The sequence below is a fragment of the Streptomyces tibetensis genome, from assembly GCF_040647715.1.
Lineage (GTDB): Bacteria > Actinomycetota > Actinomycetes > Streptomycetales > Streptomycetaceae > Streptomyces > Streptomyces tibetensis_A.
Genome location: NZ_JBEZCR010000007.1, coordinates 366,308 through 382,368, shown reverse-complemented (window position 1 = coordinate 382,368; position 16,061 = coordinate 366,308). Strand labels below are relative to the sequence as shown.

17 protein-coding genes are annotated in these 16,061 nt (G+C 73.9%); 5 read left to right on the top strand and 12 right to left on the bottom strand.

The features are described 5' to 3' along the window. Positions 1 to 98: 98 nt before the first annotated feature. The 5 genes from gap to AB0B29_RS21185 all read right to left on the bottom strand — a co-directional run bounded on the left by gap (position 99) and on the right by AB0B29_RS21185 (position 3,349). Positions 99 to 1,097, bottom strand: a complete 999-nt coding sequence (gap, locus tag AB0B29_RS21205; RefSeq protein ID WP_362241851.1) for a type I glyceraldehyde-3-phosphate dehydrogenase — start codon at positions 1,095 to 1,097, stop codon at positions 99 to 101. Between the two features lie 231 nt (positions 1,098 to 1,328). Next, on the bottom strand, positions 1,329 to 2,285 hold the full coding sequence (locus AB0B29_RS21200; RefSeq protein WP_362241848.1) for a GlxA family transcriptional regulator: 957 nt from the start codon (positions 2,283 to 2,285) through the stop codon (positions 1,329 to 1,331). A 114-nt stretch (positions 2,286 to 2,399) separates the two neighbouring features. Then, on the bottom strand, positions 2,400 to 2,780 hold the full coding sequence (locus tag AB0B29_RS21195) for an amphi-Trp domain-containing protein (RefSeq protein WP_362241845.1): 381 nt from the start codon (positions 2,778 to 2,780) through the stop codon (positions 2,400 to 2,402). Between the two features lie 66 nt (positions 2,781 to 2,846). Beyond that, on the bottom strand, positions 2,847 to 3,071 hold the full coding sequence (locus tag AB0B29_RS21190; protein ID WP_362241842.1) for a hypothetical protein: 225 nt from the start codon (positions 3,069 to 3,071) through the stop codon (positions 2,847 to 2,849). A 44-nt stretch (positions 3,072 to 3,115) separates the two neighbouring features. Next, positions 3,116 to 3,349, bottom strand: a complete 234-nt coding sequence (locus AB0B29_RS21185; protein WP_362241839.1) for a hypothetical protein — start codon at positions 3,347 to 3,349, stop codon at positions 3,116 to 3,118. Between the two features lie 123 nt (positions 3,350 to 3,472). On the opposite strand from AB0B29_RS21185, the gene AB0B29_RS21180 reads away from it, so the two are divergent. Further along, the gene (locus tag AB0B29_RS21180; protein WP_053670482.1) at positions 3,473 to 3,694 is read left to right on the top strand and encodes a hypothetical protein; all 222 of its coding nucleotides are present in this window, start codon (positions 3,473 to 3,475) and stop codon (positions 3,692 to 3,694) included. A 270-nt stretch (positions 3,695 to 3,964) separates the two neighbouring features. Here the strand turns inward: AB0B29_RS21180 and AB0B29_RS21175 are convergent, their stop codons facing one another. Genes AB0B29_RS21175 through AB0B29_RS21165 form a run of 3 tightly spaced genes read right to left on the bottom strand, consistent with a single transcriptional unit; the run spans position 3,965 to position 7,418 of the window. Next, positions 3,965 to 4,450, bottom strand: coding sequence for an MSMEG_6728 family protein (locus AB0B29_RS21175; RefSeq protein ID WP_362241836.1), 486 nt, complete (start codon positions 4,448 to 4,450; stop codon positions 3,965 to 3,967). Positions 4,451 to 4,471: 21 nt separating this feature from the next. Continuing rightward, positions 4,472 to 4,921 carry a DUF4383 domain-containing protein gene (locus tag AB0B29_RS21170; protein ID WP_362241834.1) on the bottom strand — a complete coding sequence of 150 codons (450 nt, stop codon included), beginning with the start codon at positions 4,919 to 4,921 and terminating at the stop codon, positions 4,472 to 4,474. 13 nt (positions 4,922 to 4,934) lie between these two features. Continuing rightward, positions 4,935 to 7,418 (bottom strand): SpoIIE family protein phosphatase, encoded by a 2,484-nt coding sequence (locus tag AB0B29_RS21165; protein ID WP_362241831.1) that lies wholly within the window; start codon positions 7,416 to 7,418, stop codon positions 4,935 to 4,937. Between the two features lie 148 nt (positions 7,419 to 7,566). Between AB0B29_RS21165 and AB0B29_RS21160 the strand changes: the two genes are divergently transcribed. Continuing rightward, positions 7,567 to 8,502, top strand: a complete 936-nt coding sequence (locus tag AB0B29_RS21160; RefSeq protein ID WP_362241828.1) for a DUF72 domain-containing protein — start codon at positions 7,567 to 7,569, stop codon at positions 8,500 to 8,502. A 39-nt stretch (positions 8,503 to 8,541) separates the two neighbouring features. Here AB0B29_RS21160 and AB0B29_RS21155 read toward each other — a convergent pair whose 3' ends face one another. From AB0B29_RS21155 to AB0B29_RS21140, 4 genes are all read right to left on the bottom strand, one after another. Beyond that, on the bottom strand, positions 8,542 to 10,377 hold the full coding sequence (locus tag AB0B29_RS21155; protein WP_362242029.1) for a copper resistance CopC/CopD family protein: 1,836 nt from the start codon (positions 10,375 to 10,377) through the stop codon (positions 8,542 to 8,544). Positions 10,378 to 10,508: 131 nt separating this feature from the next. Continuing rightward, positions 10,509 to 10,988 carry a cupin domain-containing protein gene (locus AB0B29_RS21150; RefSeq protein ID WP_362241825.1) on the bottom strand — a complete coding sequence of 160 codons (480 nt, stop codon included), beginning with the start codon at positions 10,986 to 10,988 and terminating at the stop codon, positions 10,509 to 10,511. After that, a complete protein-coding gene (locus AB0B29_RS21145; protein WP_362241822.1) occupies positions 10,985 to 11,593 on the bottom strand; it encodes a GNAT family N-acetyltransferase in 609 nt (202 codons plus the stop codon). The genes AB0B29_RS21150 and AB0B29_RS21145 overlap by 4 nt, the downstream gene beginning before the upstream one ends. Continuing rightward, a complete protein-coding gene (locus AB0B29_RS21140; RefSeq protein WP_362241819.1) occupies positions 11,586 to 13,664 on the bottom strand; it encodes a penicillin acylase family protein in 2,079 nt (692 codons plus the stop codon). The genes AB0B29_RS21145 and AB0B29_RS21140 overlap by 8 nt, the downstream gene beginning before the upstream one ends. An 81-nt stretch (positions 13,665 to 13,745) precedes the next feature. Here AB0B29_RS21140 and AB0B29_RS21135 point away from each other — a divergent pair, with 81 nt between their 5' ends. From AB0B29_RS21135 to AB0B29_RS21125, 3 genes are all read left to right on the top strand, one after another. Further along, entirely contained in the window at positions 13,746 to 14,471 is a 726-nt protein-coding gene (locus tag AB0B29_RS21135; RefSeq protein WP_362241816.1) for a siderophore-interacting protein, read from the top strand. Positions 14,472 to 14,547: 76 nt separating this feature from the next. Then, a complete protein-coding gene (locus AB0B29_RS21130; RefSeq protein WP_344460339.1) occupies positions 14,548 to 15,141 on the top strand; it encodes an HhH-GPD-type base excision DNA repair protein in 594 nt (197 codons plus the stop codon). Positions 15,142 to 15,419: 278 nt separating this feature from the next. Then, positions 15,420 to 15,758, top strand: a complete 339-nt coding sequence (locus tag AB0B29_RS21125; protein ID WP_362241813.1) for a hypothetical protein — start codon at positions 15,420 to 15,422, stop codon at positions 15,756 to 15,758. Positions 15,759 to 16,061 lie beyond the last annotated feature (303 nt).

Here is a 16,061-nt window from a genome sequence, read left to right as displayed (position 1 = left end):
TGATCACCCGGGTGGCGGTCCGCAGATCCGCCGCCGTCGCCTTCGGTCGCGCCGTCGCCTTGGGCCGCGCCGCCGCCCGTCCGACCCGAGCAGCTGCCTCAGCTGCCGGCGAGGAGTTCCAGCGTGTCGATCACGCGGTTCGAGAAGCCCCACTCGTTGTCGTACCAGGCGACCACCTTGACGTGGCGGCCGTCGACGCGGGTGAGGGCCGAGTCGAAGATCGACGAGGCCGGGTTGCCGGTGATGTCGGACGACACGAGCGGGTCCTCGGAGTACTCGAGGACTCCGGCGAGCGGGCCCTCCGCCGCGGTGCGGTACGCCGCCAGCACGTCCTCGCGCGTCACGTCGCGGGCGACGGTCGTGTTGAGTTCCACGATCGAGCCCACCGGGACCGGCACACGGATCGAGTCGCCCGACAGCTTGCCGTCGAGATTCGGCAGCACCAGGCCGATCGCCTTGGCGGCACCCGTCGTGGTCGGCACGATGTTGACGCCGGCGGCGCGGGCGCGGCGGGCGTCGCGGTGCGGGCCGTCCTGCAGGTTCTGTTCCTGCGTGTAGGCGTGCACCGTCGTCATGAAGCCGTGCTCGATGCCCGCGAGGTCGTCGAGCACCTTGGCCAGCGGGGCGAGCGCGTTGGTCGTGCAGGAGGCGTTCGAGACGATCGTGTGCACGGCCGGGTCGTAGGAGTCGGTGTTGACCCCGAACGCGAGGGTGACGTCGGCGCCGTCCGACGGAGCGCTGACGAGCACCTTCTTCGCGCCGGCGTCGAGGTGGGCGCGGGCGGCCTTGGCCGAGGTGAAGCGGCCGGTGGCCTCCAGGACGAGGTCGACGCCGAGTTCGGCCCACGGCAGCCGCGCGGGGTCGCGCTCGGCCGTCACCCTGATCCGGTGGCCGTCGACGACGAGCGTGTCCCCGTCGACGGTCACGGGGCGACCGAGGCGGCCCGCCGTCGAGTCGTAGGCGAGCAGCCGGGCGAGGGTGGCGGGCTCCGTGAGGTCGTTGACGGCGACGACGTCGAGGTCGCTGTCGCGTTCGAGCAGGGCGCGCAGCACATTGCGTCCGATGCGGCCGAATCCGTTGATGGCGATGCGCGTCATGAGTGGGGTGTCCCTTCGGTCTCTCCGGTTCGCCCCCAGCGTCGCGCCGGGCGTCCGCGCGGGACAGCGGCGGGATCGCCAGGGTTCGAAAGGATCGCGCCAGCACCGCCCGACCAGGTCCCGCGGCACGCGCCCTCCCGTGTCCCCGCCGCACGCGCCCTCCCGTGTCCCCGCCGCACGCGCCCTCCCGTGTCCCCGCCGCACGCGCCCTCCCGTGTCACGGGGCAAGGGCTACTCGCCGCGGGCGAACGTGTGCCGGTACTCGCTCGGCGTGGTGCCGAGGATGCGCTGGAAGTGCAGCCGCAGGTTCGCGCCGGTGCCCAGACCGACGTCGGCGGCGATCTGCTCGACACTGCGTTCCGAACGTTCCAGCAGCTCACGGGCCACGTCGATGCGGGCGCGCATGACCCACTGCATCGGTGTGTACCCCGTGTCCTCGACGAAGCGCCGCGACAACGTACGCGCCGAGACCCCCGCGTGCCGCGCGAGCCCCTCGAGGGTGAGGGGCTCGCCCAGCCGGTGCAGCGCCCACTCCCGCGTGGCGGCGAAGCGCTCCCCGAGCGGCTCGGGCACGCTGCGCGGCACGTACTGCGCTTGGCCGCCGCTGCGGTAGGGGGCGGCGACCAGGCGCCGGGCCGCGTGGTTCGACGCGGCGACTCCGAGGTCGCCGCGCAGGATGTGCAGGCACAGGTCGATGCCCGAGGCGGCGCCCGCCGACGTCAGCACGCTGCCCTCGTCGACGAACAGGACGTTCTCGTCCACCCGGATGAGCGGATGCTTCGCCGTGAGCGCCCGTGTGTAGTGCCAGTGCGTCGTGGCGCGTCTGCCGTCGAGCAGGCCCGTCGCGGCGAGCGCGAAGGCGCCCGTGGAGATGGCGGCGAGCCGCGTGCCCCGCTCGTGGGCCGCGATCAGCGCGTCGACGACGGCCCGCGGCGGGTCGTCGCGGTCCGGGAACCGGTAGCCGGGGATGAAGACGATGTCGGCCCAGGCGAGCGCGTCCAGACCGTGGGCGACGTAGTACGACAGGCCGTCGCCGCCGGTCACCAGGCCGGGCGCCGACCCGCACACGCGCACCCCGTACGGCATGCTCGCGCGAGTCGTGAACACCTGCGCGGGGATGCCGACGTCGAGCGGCTTCGCACCCGGCAGCACGAGGACGGCGACGCGGTGCAGGCGGGAGGACGGCACCGGGACAGGGTACGAGGAGCGCGGCCGGGGTCCGGGGTCCAAGCCGGGCAAGGGAGCCCCGAGCCGGGGTCCAAGCCGGGCAAGGGAGCCGAGCCGACAGCCGGGCCCCTTTGCTCACGCGGATTTCGCGGCGGACCGCTTCGTACTCCTGGTCTTGCCGGCGCCCGCGCCGGTTCGGCCCGTGCTGCTTCGGCCCTTGGCGGCGGACGCCGTCTTCCGCTTGGGCTGCTCCTCAGGTGCGCCCGTGTCCGATCGCGTCGACGGCGTCCGTGCCGTCGACCACTTCAGCTCGATCTCCAGCTCGATCTCCCCGTCACCGATCTCCACCTCCATCTCGCTGTGGAGGTCGTCCGGGATCCGCAGGCCCAGCGTGCCGGGGCCGAGTTCCAGCTCGGCGTCCCCGCCTTCCCGCAGGGCGTCCGCGAGTGCCGTGAGCTGGTCGGCGGCCTCCTGGCGTGACTGGGAGCGCTTCTGCTCGAACTTGAGGTCCTTCATGGGGCCCTCCGATAAGGCAGAAAAGGGTGGATACCACCATCTTGGCGTGTTGGGTGAGCTCGCGCGTCAGTCACCCGTCTCCGGGCCCCAGCGCTCGGGTCCCACCCCGCGCCAGTCGATCCACGGCACTTCCGCCACGTCCGCCGGGTCGATCTCAAGACCCGCGCGGCGGAGGAACTCCGCGACGTCGGTCACGTTGTGGGCGAGGCCGAGGATCTCGCCGTCCACGCGCACGCGGCGGCCACCCGAGGGTGACGGCGGGTGCACGATCACGCGAATCGGTCCGGACATGCCTTCAGGATCATCCGGGACGTACGGTCCCGCAGGCCGGGGCGTCACCGGGGAAGCCGCTCACGCACGTCCCCCGCCGCTCTTCCCAGCTCCCGCAGCTCCCACCACGCAGCCGGGCTCGGCCGTCGCCGCTGCCAGATGGGGTGGAAGTACGTCTGTGCCGACAGCCGGTACAGGCGCCGGCGCAGCTCGGTGCGGCCGGGCCGATCGGCGAGCTGCCGGTAGGTGGCACTCCACTCCCGCTGCGCCCGGACGAGGTCGTCGGGAAACGTTCGCATGACCGAATTCAAGCATGTGTTCGATTTTCTGGGCCAGTCGAGCGCCTCGGTCACATCTCGGTTCGGGCACCGGACGGGGACAGTCGCAGCGCGAGCGGCCCGACTGGGCGCATACTGAGGCCAATGACAAAGCCTGCTGCTCCGAAGCGTCATTTGCCTACCAGCCCCTTCAAGGCTCCGGTAGCCCCCGCTCCCAAGCACTTCGCCGTGGGTGACCAGGTCACGCACGACATGTACGGGCTCGGCCGGGTCATCGGCATCGAGGACGGGATCGCCGCGCTCGTGGACTTCGGTTCCGCGCACATGCGGATCCCGAGCCCGTACGCCAAGATGACCAAGCTGTAGGACCTTTGTGCCCGGTCTGGGCACGCCTGGCCCTGACCTGGGCCAGTAACCGGAAAAGAGATCTCTCATCGAACCGACTTCGCTGTTCTCCGCCGTGGAAGGGCAACCGAGCCGTTCCGGCGCTGCGTCGCCACCCCCGGTGACCAACCCCTTCCAGGCCCCGGACTTCGGGGAGGACGAGGCCTTCCCGTTCGAGGAGGCGCCGGAGCTGCCCGCCACGAACAGGCGCCCGGCACGCCGCAGGGCGGCTTAGTACCGGCCCCTCGTCCGTCAGGCCCGCGGTGCCCGCCCGCCCGCGCGGTCCGACGTCGGCCAGACGTACGGCAGGTTGTCGGGGACGCCCGGGAAGAGGGCCGTGTAGGTCGTGGGGTCCTTGCGGACCAGGGCCGAGCGGTGGCTCTCGTGGAAGGGGCCGTCGCCGAGCCAGGGCGGGAGTTCGCCCTCGGCGGCCAGCTGGTGCTGGTCGCGGATCGGGGCGTGGGGCCGGGTCGCCGCGAGGTCGGCCACGAGCGTCGCCGCGCAGGTGTCCTGGTGGCCCTGTTCGCGCCAGACGCGGCAGACCTCCAGGCCGTAGCGCACCAGCGCCTCCTCGTAGCCGAGCCACATCTTCACGGCCGGGTGGCGGCGCCACCCGTAGCCGGGGACGACCAGGCCGCGCAGGACCTGAAGCGCTTCGACCCGTTGTTTGCCGAGCCGGCGGCGGTCGAGGGCCAGGGCCGTGGCGCGGAAGTCGGGGTAGGGCAGGAAGGTCTGCATGACGTCCTCGGTGGTCCTTGCCTAGGTGTCGGTGCGCGTGCCGCGCCTGCCGAGGGCCAGGGCCAGGCCGATCATGGCGATGCCCAGGACGAAGTGGAGCCAGTCGTCCGCGGAGTTCAGCGGCACGAAGTTGGCGTCGCTGTCATGGCCGACGGACAGGCCGTACACCCACAGCACCAGGTAGACGGCACCGCCCACCAGCAGATACGAGTACGCCCCGGCGGCCGTCCCGGCGAGCATCAGTCCGGCGAGACCGTAGGCCAGGTGCACGAGGTTGTGCAGGATCGAGACCTGGAACAGGCCGAGCAGCTCGGCGCCCGACTCGTGGGAGGCGAACTCCAGCGAGCCGTAGTCGGTGGTGACGCCGGGGATGAAGCCCAGCACACCGACCACGAGGAAGACCAGGCCGGTCACGAGGGCGGCCTGCTGCACGGGGGTGCGGGCGGCCGGGCGGGACGCGGATGGGGTCATGGCCGGTGGCTCCTCACGCGGGGGTCAGGGTCTGTTCCGCCCAGATGGTCTTGCCGGTGGCGCTCTGGCGGGTGCCCCAGCGCTCGGTCAACTGGGCGACGAGGAGCAGGCCGCGGCCGCCCTCGTCGTAGCTGCGGGCGCGTCGCAGGTGGGGCGCGGTGCTGCCGCCGTCGGAGACCTCGCAGATCAGGGTCGAGTCGTGGATCAGGCGCAGCTGGACCGGTGGCTCGGCGTGCCGGATGGCGTTGGTGACGAGCTCGCTGACGACCAGTTCCGTGACGAACACGGCGTCGGACAGCCCCCACCGTTCCATCTGCGCCACCACGTCCTTGCGGGTCCGCGCGACCGCGGACGGGTCGGCCGGCACCGCCCAGGTGGCGACCTGCCTCGCGTCGAGCGCGCGGGTACGGGCGATGAGCAGGGCCACGTCGTCGGCGGGTCGTGCCGGAAGCAGGTCGGCGAGGACCGTGTCGCAGAGGGCGTCCAGCGAGGCGGCCGGGCGGCCCAGGGCCTCCCGCAGCCGTCCGATGCCACTGTCGAGGTCGCGGTCGGGGGCCTCGACGAGGCCGTTGGTGTACAGGGCGAGCAGGCTGCCCTCGGGGACGACGACCTCGGTGGACTCGTACGGCAGGCCGCCCACGCCGAGCGGGGGCGCGGTCGGGAGCCCGACGAGTTCGACGGTGCCCTCGGGGCTGACGACGGCGGGCACGGGATGCCCGGCCCCGGCGAAGCAGCAGTGCCGGGTCACGGGGTCGTAGACGGCGTACAGGCAGGTGGCCCTCAGGTCGCCGGCGGGCTGCTGGGCGGAGCCCGTCGCGCGCCCCTCGCCGTCGTCGTCCTCCTCGGTGTTCAGCCGGGCGACCAGGTCGTCGAGGTGGGTCAGCAGCTCGTCGCAGGGCAGGTCGATGTCGGCGAGCGTGCGCACCGCCGTACGCAGCCGCCCCATGGTCGCCGACGCGACCAGCCCGTGGCCGACCACGTCTCCGACGACCAGCGCGACCCGCGCGCCCGAGAGCGGGATGACGTCGAACCAGTCCCCGCCGACATCGGCGTGCCCGCCCGCCGGGAGGTAGCGGGAGGCGACCTCGACGGCGGCCTGGCGGGGCAGCCGCCGCGGCAGCAGGCTGCGCTGGAGCGTGACGGCCGTGGCCCGCTCGCGGGTGTAGCGGCGGGCGTTGTCGATGCCGACCGCGGCCCGGGCCACCAGCTCCCCGGCCAGGACCAGGTCGTCGTGGCGGAAGGGTTCCTGGTTGCGGTGCCGGACGAAGAAGGCGACGCCCAGGGTGGTGCCCCGGGCGGCCAGGGGCACGGTCATCACGGAGTGGATGCCGAACGCGCGGACCCGCGCGGCCCGTGCCGGATCGCCGGCGAGCCAGCCGGTGAACGCCGGGTCGGTCGTGCCGTGCAGGGCGGGCCGTCCGGTGCGCAGGCTCTCGAAGGGCATCGAGCCCGCCGGGTAGGCGTCCACGGTGCCGGCGGGTACGACGGACTCCGGGGCCCCCGGGGTCACCGACCGCAGGGCGACCCGGCGCAGCAGCAGCGGCCCGTCCGCCGGAACGGCCCGCGGAGGCGGCTCGGACACGTCGTCCAGCGCGGCCAGCAGATCGACGCCGGCGAGGTCGGCCAGGGCCGGGACGGTCACGTCCGCCAGCTCCTGGGCCGTGTGCGTCACGTCGAGGGTGCCACCGATGCGGCGGCCGGCCTCGGCGATCAGCTGGAGGCGCTTGCGGGCCCAGAACTGCTCCGTCATGTCGTGCGCCGCCAGGCAGACGCCCCGGACGGTGCCCTCGTGGTCGCGCAGCGCGGACAGGAAGGCCGACCAGGCGTGCTCACGGCTCTCGCCGGGGGCGCGCAGGTAGTTCTCCTCGTAGGCCGGCTCGCCGGTTCGCAGCACCCGGGCCATGTCCTGTTCCGCCCGTCGGCCGGCGTCGTCGTCGACGATCTCGGACACGCGCAGGCCGCGCATCTCCTCCTCGGTGAGCGCGGTGGCCCGTTCCATGTCGGCGTTGGCCCGGCGCAACCGCAGCCGGGTGTCGTAGATCGCCAGGGCGCAGCACGGGGACTGGGCGAAGCTCCAGCTCACGAGGGACTCGTCGAGACCGGCCGGTGGCTGCCGGTCGGTGAGGGCGGAGACGACGAGCCAGGCGGGGCTTCCGGCGCCGGGCGGCCGGTGGTGGGCGAGGATCCGGACCGTCAGCGTCCGGCCGTCCCGGTGCCGGAGCGCGACGTCGCCGTTCCAGCGGGGCAGTCCGGCGAGCGCGGGCAGGCCGCCGCGCACCGGGATCGGCTCGGCCAGCAGATCCGCGGCCCGGCGGCCGGTGACCTGCCCGGCCGGGTAGCCGAGGAGCCGCTCGGCGCCCGCGTTCCAGCCGGTCACCATGCCGTGTTCGTCGAGGGTGACACGGGCCGTGAGGGAGGCGCCGACGAGGGCTTCGAGGGCTTCCTGTCCTGCTCCGTACGACCGGGTGGCCCGGCCGGCGGTGACGGGCTGCTCCATGATCGGTCATCTCACTCTCGGGGGAATCAGCCGTGACCCCGGATATGCACAGTTATCACCCGGTTACCCCGATAGGGACGTGTTTTCACCGTTCCGCCCCGCCGAGAAGCCGGGCCTGCCGCCGCCCGGCCCGGGTAACCGCTCCCCCATGGGTCAGATCCGCGTGGGCACGTGTTCCTGGACCGACCGGGCGCTGGTCGGCAGCGGCTGGTATCCCCCGGGGCGGCGCGACGCCGAGGGCCGCTTACGGCACTACGCCGAGCGGTTCCCGGTCGTCGAGGTCGACGCCTCGTACTACGCGCTGCCGGGCGAGCGGAACAGCCGGTTGTGGGCCGAGCGGACACCGGACGGTTTCGTCTTCGACGTGAAGGCGTTCTCGCTGCTCACCGGGCATCCCACCCGGCAGGCGGTGATGCCCGAGGGGCTGCCCGCCGAGCACCGGGACCCGGCGGTGCTCGACGTCGTGTGGGCCCGGTTCGCGGCCGGGATCGAGCCGCTGCGGGAGGCCGGGCGGCTCGGGAGCGTGCTGTTCCAGTTCCCGCCCTGGTTCCGGCCCGGGCAGCGGGCGGAGGCGTTCCTGCGGGATTGCGCGCAGCGGACCGCGGGCTGGCCCCTCGCCGTCGAGTTCCGGCATCCCTCCTGGTGGGAGCCGGAGCAGGCCGAGGCGACGGCCGGACTGCTCGCCGGGTACGGCATGGCCGCGGTCGCCGTCGACATGACGCAGACGCTCGCGTCGTCCGTCCCGCCCGTCACTCCGGTGACCTCGCCCGGGCTCTCCGTCGTCCGCTTCCACGGCCGCAGCACCGCCTGGGGAACCGGCAGCAAGGAGGACCGGTTCCGCTACGCGTACGACGAGGACGAACTCGCCGAGTGGCTGCCGCGCGTGCGACGGCTGGCCGAGCGGACCGAGCAGGTCCACGTCCTGTTCAACAACTGCTGCGGCGACGCCGCCGTGCGTGACGCCGAGACCATGACACGGCTCCTGGACCGGGACGGTACTGCGGTGCGGCGCCCGGTGCCGCGGCAGGCGACGTTCGCCCGTGAAGGTGCGGACACGGCCCAGGTGTCCGGGGAGCGTCGGTGACACGCGGGCCGGGTTCCCGGACCTCTCCGGGCAGCACACCTACGGTGCGATCCGCACCCGGCGCTCCACCGACACCTGGTCGACGTCCGACACCCGCACGGTCGTCTTCATCGTCCAGTCGCCGGCGAGCGGAAGGTTGACGGAGTTGGTGCTCCAGTAGCCGCCCTGGTCGGTCAGTTCGGCGTCGATCGGGCCGACCTTCCGGGAGGGCAGGGTGAAGGTGATCCGGATCTCCGGGAGGACGACCAGGCCCTTGTCGGAGCCGGCGGCCACGGCCTGGATGCCGTTCTCGCCGACGCGGGCCGGGTCCAGGGTGACCTGCACCGTGCCGCGTCCGCTCACCGATTCCGTGCCCGTGTCGTAGGGCACCGTGATCAGGGTGGTGGGCGGCAGCGCGCCCGCCGGGGCCTGCCGGGCCGCCTCGGCCTCGGCCCGGGCCGGAAGGGTGCCGGTGAGCACGGTCGTGATCAGCAGCACCACCGCGGCGACGGCGACCTCCACGAGGACGGAGCGGCGCAGGCGGCGCCGGGCGTGCGGGCCGGCCCCGGACGCGGGAGGCTCCTCCGCCGCTCTGACCGGCGTCTCGGGGCCGTCGAGCCCCTCGGGTCCCTCGGGTCCCTCGGGTCCGTCCTGTTCCGCCGGTGCCCCGACCGGCTGCGGGACCCGTTTCCGGGCTGCGGCCGTCCGGGTGACGGCTGCGGGCGTCGCGATCCGTGCCGTCCAGCGCCTCGAGTACCCGGCCACCAGCAAGAGCACTGCCACCCCCGCCAGTTTGGCGAGCAGCAGACGGCCGTACGACGTGCCGGTCAGCGCGGAGAGGGAGCCGAGGCCACGCCAGGACTGGTAGACGCCCGTGACGGCCAGGACGGTCACCGAGGCGAAGGCGATCCGCGAGAAGCGGGGGACGACCTCCGCCACGTCGTCCGCCACGCCGTCGCCGGACGGGCGGCGCAGGGTCAGCAGCAGTGCCACGAGGCCGCCGAGCCAGACGCCGGTGGCCAGCAGGTGCAGCACGGACGACGTCATCGCCAGGGGCACCTGGATCCCGGCGGAGGCGTGCTCGGCCGCCGCCCAGGTGAGGGCCAGAGCCGCGGCCAGGGCGGTGCCGAGCGCCAGGGCGACGGGCCGCTCCTTCGGGTCGCGGCGCCTGGACAGCCACAGCAGGAAGACCGCCGTCAGCAGGAGCAGGACCAGCCGGGCGACGAGGGCCAGGCCCGGGCGGCCGGTCAGGGTGCGGCCGAGGGCGGAGGCGTCGAACGCGGCGGCCGGGCCGGTGCCCGCCTCGTACGGCGCGCGCAGCAGGAGCAGGACGAGCGTCGAGCCCAGCAGCGTCCACCAGGCCGCCACCAGTGGCCGGCGCAGGGCGGAGGTGTCGGCCGGCCGGCAGAGCAGGGCGAACGCGGCCAGGCCGACGAGCAGCGCGGCCGCGAGGTAGGCGAGGTAGCGGGCGGCGTCGTTGAGGCCGCCGGTGAGCGGGTCCTCGGTCGAGCCCGTGTCGAGCTGGACCGTCGTCGCCGAACGCTTCCCCACGGAGAAGGAGAAGGCCCCGGAGACGGGGTGGCTGTCGGCGGAGACGACCCGCCAGGCCACCGTGTACGTGCCCCGGGCGAGCTTGCCGGGCAGGCCGATGCGGGCGGTGTCGGAGCGGCCGTCCGCGTGCGTGGCCTCGCCGGTGTGGACCCGGCGCTGGTCGGGGCCGAAGACCCGGAAGGAGTCGTCGAGCAGGCCCACGGACTCGGTGAAGGTCAGCGTGACGTGCCGGGGTGCCTGCCGGACGAGGGAGCCGTCGTCGGGGTCGGTGCCGCGCAGGGCGGCGTGGGCGGACGCGGGGGCTGCTCCGGCGAGGAGCAGTACCAGCACGGTGCCGAGCAGCACCAGGGCCTGGAATCGCCGGGGTCGTCCGGCATTGCGATCCTCGTTCCGCCGTTGGTCCACGTGGGTCTCCGGGGTCGGGCTGTACGGCTACGAGTGAAGTACGGACAGGATCGGTGTAGTGCTCACCGGGCTCAGGAGGCAGACCTGGACAGTCCCGTGATCTCGTCGGCCACGGCCGGATAGCGGGCCGTCAGTTCCGCGGCGTCGCCGTGCTCGTAGCCGCCGAACGTGAAGCCGGGCGCCATCGTGCAGCCGAACAGGGTCCACCGCCCGTCCCCGCGCACCCTCCCGCCCATCCAGGTGCCCGCCGGGACCGTGAACTGGACGTGCTGGCCGTCGAGGACGTCCGGTCCGAGGACCACCGTCCGCGTGTTGCCGTCCGGGGCGAGCAGCAGGAGCTCCAGGGGATCGCCCCGGTAGAAGTGCCAGATCTCGTCCGTCGGCAGGCGGTGGAGGGCGGAGAAGTCGTCCGCCGTCAGCAGGGCGACGATCGCCGTGCCCTCCGGCCTGCCGTCGGGTCGTTCGGGGCCCGCCCAGGTCTGGCGGAAGAGACCGCCCTCGCGCGGGATCGGCTCCAGGCCGTAGTGGGCGATGAGGTCCTCCGGGGTCACCCGGGAAACAGTATCTCCCGGTCGAGGAAGGCGAGCTGGGCCTTCTTCTCCGGCAGGTACACGTCCGGCAGGTCGATCTCCGGCAGCACCACCACCGGCCCGGAGGCGAAGCCGAGCGCCAGGAAACGGGCGATCGCCTTCTCGTTGCGCACGTCCGGGTCGACGACGACGCGCCGGCGGTCCAGGCCGAGCAGGACGTATGCGGCGATGGCCGCCACCAGCCGCGCGGTCCAGCCGGGCCGGGCACCGCCCGGGCCCGCGGGGGCGAGGAGCAGGTGGACGCCGATGTCGCCGGGGCGGACCTCGTAGCACTCGCTCACGCGGTCGGCCTCCGGCTCGTAGGTCTGGAGGAGGGCGACCGGCTCACCGTCCCGGACGACGAGGTGGGCGTGGTGGGTGTCGAGCGTGGCCATGTGGGCGTAGACGTCCGCGACCTGTTGTTCGGTCAGCTCCGTCATGCCCCAGAAGGCGGCCCGGTCCTCGCCGACCCAGCGGTGGATCACGGGGGCGTCGGCCCCGGGGTCCAGCGGCAGGACGCGGACGGTGCCGAAGCCGTCGATCACCTGCTCGTGGACGGGCGTGCGGGAGGCGTACGGGTCAGACATCGGTCTCCTTCTTCAGCCGGGTCCAGTCGGTGACGACCGGGACGAGGTCACCCGCGAGCCACAGGGGGAGCTGGTCGCGGTGGTGGGGCGAGCCGGGGACGCCCGAGGCGCCGAGCGGGACCACCCAGCCGCTGTCCTCGCGCCGGGCCAGGTCCCAGACGTACCGGGCGGCCGGGCCCCGGGCCGCCCGGTCGGTGAGGCCCGGCACGCCCGAGGTGCACAGCACGCAGTCGTGGTCACCGGACAGCCCCGGTTCGTCGTACGGCTGCTCCGGCTCCAGGGCCCGCCAGGGGGCGAGGCGATGGGTGTCGCCCCAGTCCCCGGTCGGCGGGTGCAGCGCCACGTCCTCGATCGCCGCGCGGACGGCCGCCGGGCGGTCGATTCCGTACAGGTCCTCGGCCCGCAGCAGGTGCTCGAGCGCGAAGCCGACCCTGGGCAGGAGGGCGAGCCAGGGCTGGAACACCGCCGGGTACGCCGGGGGCGTGGTGAGCGCGGCGAACGCCGGGTGCGCCGCGAGCCGCCGTACGACCGCTCCGCGCACGGCCGCGTAGAGGGCCGCGTCGGCGCTGCCGGCGTCCATGCGGCGGTCCCAGGCCAGGAGGCGGTCCCGGAGTGCGGCGGCCCCGGGGGTGAGGGCGGCGAGAGCGGCGAGGCGGTCCAGGAGGGGGGTGGCGGAGGCCAGGTGGGTGTCGGTGTGGAGGGCGGGCAGGTCGGCGGCGGACCAGTGCTCCTTCTCCGCGAGCAGCGCGGCGATACGGTCGGCGCGGTGCGGCGGGGCGAACTCGACCCCGAGGGGTTCGGCCGGCCCGCGCTGGTTGGCCATGACGGCGACGCCGTCGGTGAGACCGGCGCGCGGTGACACGTGCCAGCCCCGCCACTCGTGGCCGGGCTCCCACGCGGGCACGATCCGCAGGGAGTTGGCCCCGGAGCGCACCGGCACCCGCCCGGCCACGCGGTGCAGGACACCGCCCTCGGTGTCGGCCGCCTGGACGACGTTGACCGGCTCGGCCCAGCGGTCGAGGGCCCGGTCCACGTCGGCGACCCGGCGGGAGCGCAGCAGCGGCAGCAGCGAGCTGAAGCCGAGGTCGCCGGTGACGCGGGGCGGGTAGCGCAGGCTGATCGCCGTGGGCGGGGCGAGGGGGTCGCCCTCAAGGCCCTCGGGGCCGCCGATGATCACCGGGCCCCGGTCGGTCTCGATCACCTCGACCTCGACCGGCTCCGAGCCCGCCACCTCGACCGTCTCGGTGTGCCGGGCCGCCCGCCGCCAGACCCCGTCCGGGCCGAGGGCCTCCACCCCGGCGCCGGTGCGCCGCAGCCGCTCCCGGTAGAGGTCCTGGTAGTCGGCCATGGCGTTGGTGATGGCCCAGGCGACCGTGCCGGTGTGCGCGAAGTGCGCGATGCCGGGAACCCCGGGGACGGCCAGTCCCACGACGTCGAACTCCGGGCAGGACAGGTGGATCTGCTGGTAGACGCCCGGGTCCTCGATCCAGCGGTGGGGGTCCCCTGCGATGAGGGCCTGCCCGGTGACCGTCCGCTCGCCGCCGACCAGCCAGCCGTTGCTGCCGGAGGTGCCGGGACCGTCGGTGGCGAAGAGACCGACGGCGTCCGCGTCCAGGTGGGTGGCGACCTGCTCGCGCCAGAGCTTGGCCGGGAACCCGGCGAAGAGGATGTGGACGGCGAGCCAGACACCGAGGGGCGTCCAGGGCTCCCAGCGGCCGGGGGTGAGGCCGGTGCGGGCGAACTCGGGGGCGGTGGCGCCCGCCAGTCCCTCGTTGACCCCGTCGACGTACGCCCGGACCCACCGCGCCGTCCCGGGGTCCCGTCTCTCCAGGTCCGCGAAGCAGCGTCTCGCGGTGTCGTCGAGCCGGGCCCGTCTCGCGAACCGGTCCCAGGCCAGGGCGTCCTCGCCGAGGAAGGACGCCGAGGTGCCCTGCGCCCGGTGGCGCTCGACCTCCAGCTGCCAGGCCCGGTCGCGGGCGGTGACGAGGCCCTGCGCATGGGCGAGTTCGACCGCGCTGCCCGCACGCAGGTGCGGAATGCCCCAGGCGTCACGGTAGATCTCGGTGGCCACGCTGTACCCCCACTCCCCTTTAGGTTAGCCTTGCCTAAGTCAAAGCTGTGGCCGGAATCGTACGCGAGGGGCTGGAACGCGATGGGGCAGGGGCGGGGTTGGGAGGGCGCGGTCCTCAGACTGCTGCGCGCCAAGGACTTCGAGTTCACGGTGACGGACGTCGAGGACGTCACCGGGGACTACCGGCGGCTGCGCTTCACCGACGGCGGTCTGCTGGCCGCGACCGGAGTGCACCCCACGATGTGGGTACGGCTGTGGTTCGACAACGCCGGCAAGCCGCACCAGCGGGCCTACACCCTGGTCGACCCGGACGCCGAGGCCGGCACCTTCGGCCTGGAGTTCGCCCTGCACGAGGGGTGCGCGAGCGACTGGGCCAGGGCGGCGAAACCGGGCGACACCATCGAGGCGACCGTCCAGGGCACCGGGTTCGAGAACCCGAGCCCCGCGCCCTCGCACGTCTTCGCCGTCGGCGACCCGGCCTCGCTGCCGGCCATCAACTCCCTCCTCGGCGCCCTGGGTTCCGCTCCGGCCACCGTCTGGTTCGAGGGCGGCGACGACGACGCCCTTCCGTTCCGCACCGACCCGGACCGGCACGAGCTCCGGAAGGTGCCCCGCCGCGACTCCGGCGCCCACCTGGTCGAGCGGGTGAAGGCGGACCTGCCCGGCCTGCTCCAGGACACGGCCGACCCCTACGTCTGGATCGCCTGCGACACGGCGACGACCCGGACCCTCGCGGCGTACGTCCGCAAGGAACTGGGGCTGCCCAAGCAGCGGGTGCACGCGCTGGGCTACTGGCGGGCGAGCTGAGCAGCGGGTCCACGCACCGGGCGACCGGCGAGCCACCTGAGCAGCGGGCCGGCCCGGCCCGGGGGATGATCGGGGCATGGACGTCACCCTTCACCTCGCCCAGGATCCCGAGGCCGACGCGCTGCTCGGCCGCAGTCCGCTCGCCGCGCTGGTCGGCATGCTGCTGGACCAGCAGGTCCCCATGGAGTGGGCGTTCAAGGGCCCGGCGACGATCGCCCGGCGGCTCGGCACGGACGACCTGGACGCGCACGAGATCGCCGCGCACGAGCCGGAGGCCTTCGCCGCGCTGCTCTCCGAGAAGCCGGCGGTACACCGCTACCCGGGCTCCATGGCCAAGCGGATCCAGCAGCTGTGCCAGTACCTCGTCGAGCACTACGACGGTGACGCCGAGGCCGTCTGGAAGGACGTCGGCACCGGCAAGGAGCTGCTGAAGCGCCTCGCCGAACTGCCCGGTTTCGGCAAGCAGAAGGCCCAGATCTTCCTCGCCCTGCTGGGCAAGCAGCTCGGGGTGCGCCCCACGGGCTGGCGCGAGGCGGCGGGCTCCTACGGCGAGCCGGACTCCTTCCGCTCGGTCGCCGACATCACGGGCCCCGAGTCGCTGGTCAAGGTACGAGCACACAAGCAGGAGATGAAGGCAGCGGCAAAGGCGGCGAAGGCCTCCGGCAAGTAGGCACTGGCCCGGTGAGCCTGGGCCCGTGAGCCCAGAGACACACCCGGTCGGTCCACCCCGGGCGCCGGCCAGGAGACACGTCAGCCACCTGCCCCGCCCCGACGACAGCCGGCGGCGAGCACGTCAGCCGCATGGCCGTTCCGGGTGGCGGCCGCTTGCGGCCCGTTCGCAGCATGGACCATGACCGAGCCACCGAGCGGCTCCCCCGCGTGGGCCGAGCGAGCGGATCTCGCCGTGGGCGGGATGGACGGCGTGGCCGCAGCGGGGAATGACCTCCCGTGACCCCCGCACCGCAGCCGGTCTCCCGCGGCCCGCGCCGGCACGCCTGGCTGCGGGTGCTCGTTCTGCTGCTCGCCCTCCTCGTGCCGGGCGCCCACGCCGAGGCCCACCCGGGATGGACGGCCCCCGTCTCCGGGGAGAACACCACCGTCGAGTGCGATCTCCTCGACACGGTCCTGCGCCCACCGGCCCGGGGCGTCCACCGCGTCGCCGCCCCGCCGGCTCCGGCCCCGCCGCCGTCCCCCGTACCCGCGCACGCCGCCCGGCGGTCCGTGCCCCTGCCGACGAGCCCGCCGCACGATGCTCGCCCCTTGCGTTCCGAGGTCCTGCGCTGCTGACAGGACCGGCCAGGCCCAGGCCCGTCCGTCCCGCACGGAACCAGGAAGAACGACGAGGAACGACGAGGAACCAGCCATGCTCCAAGACCCCTACGCGGTGCTGCGCGCCCTCCTGCGCGCGGAGGCCGCCCGCAGCACCCCCAAGCCCCACCCCCAGCCGGACACGCGGAAGCCGCCGCAGCCCCCGAAGGGAAGAAGAGAAGACCGAGGCTGACCACCACCCGGCGGAGGCGAACCACGCCTCCGCCGTCCCGGGGAAGCCCACGGCCGAACACCCGCACCACCCCGAGGAACTCCGCCGAC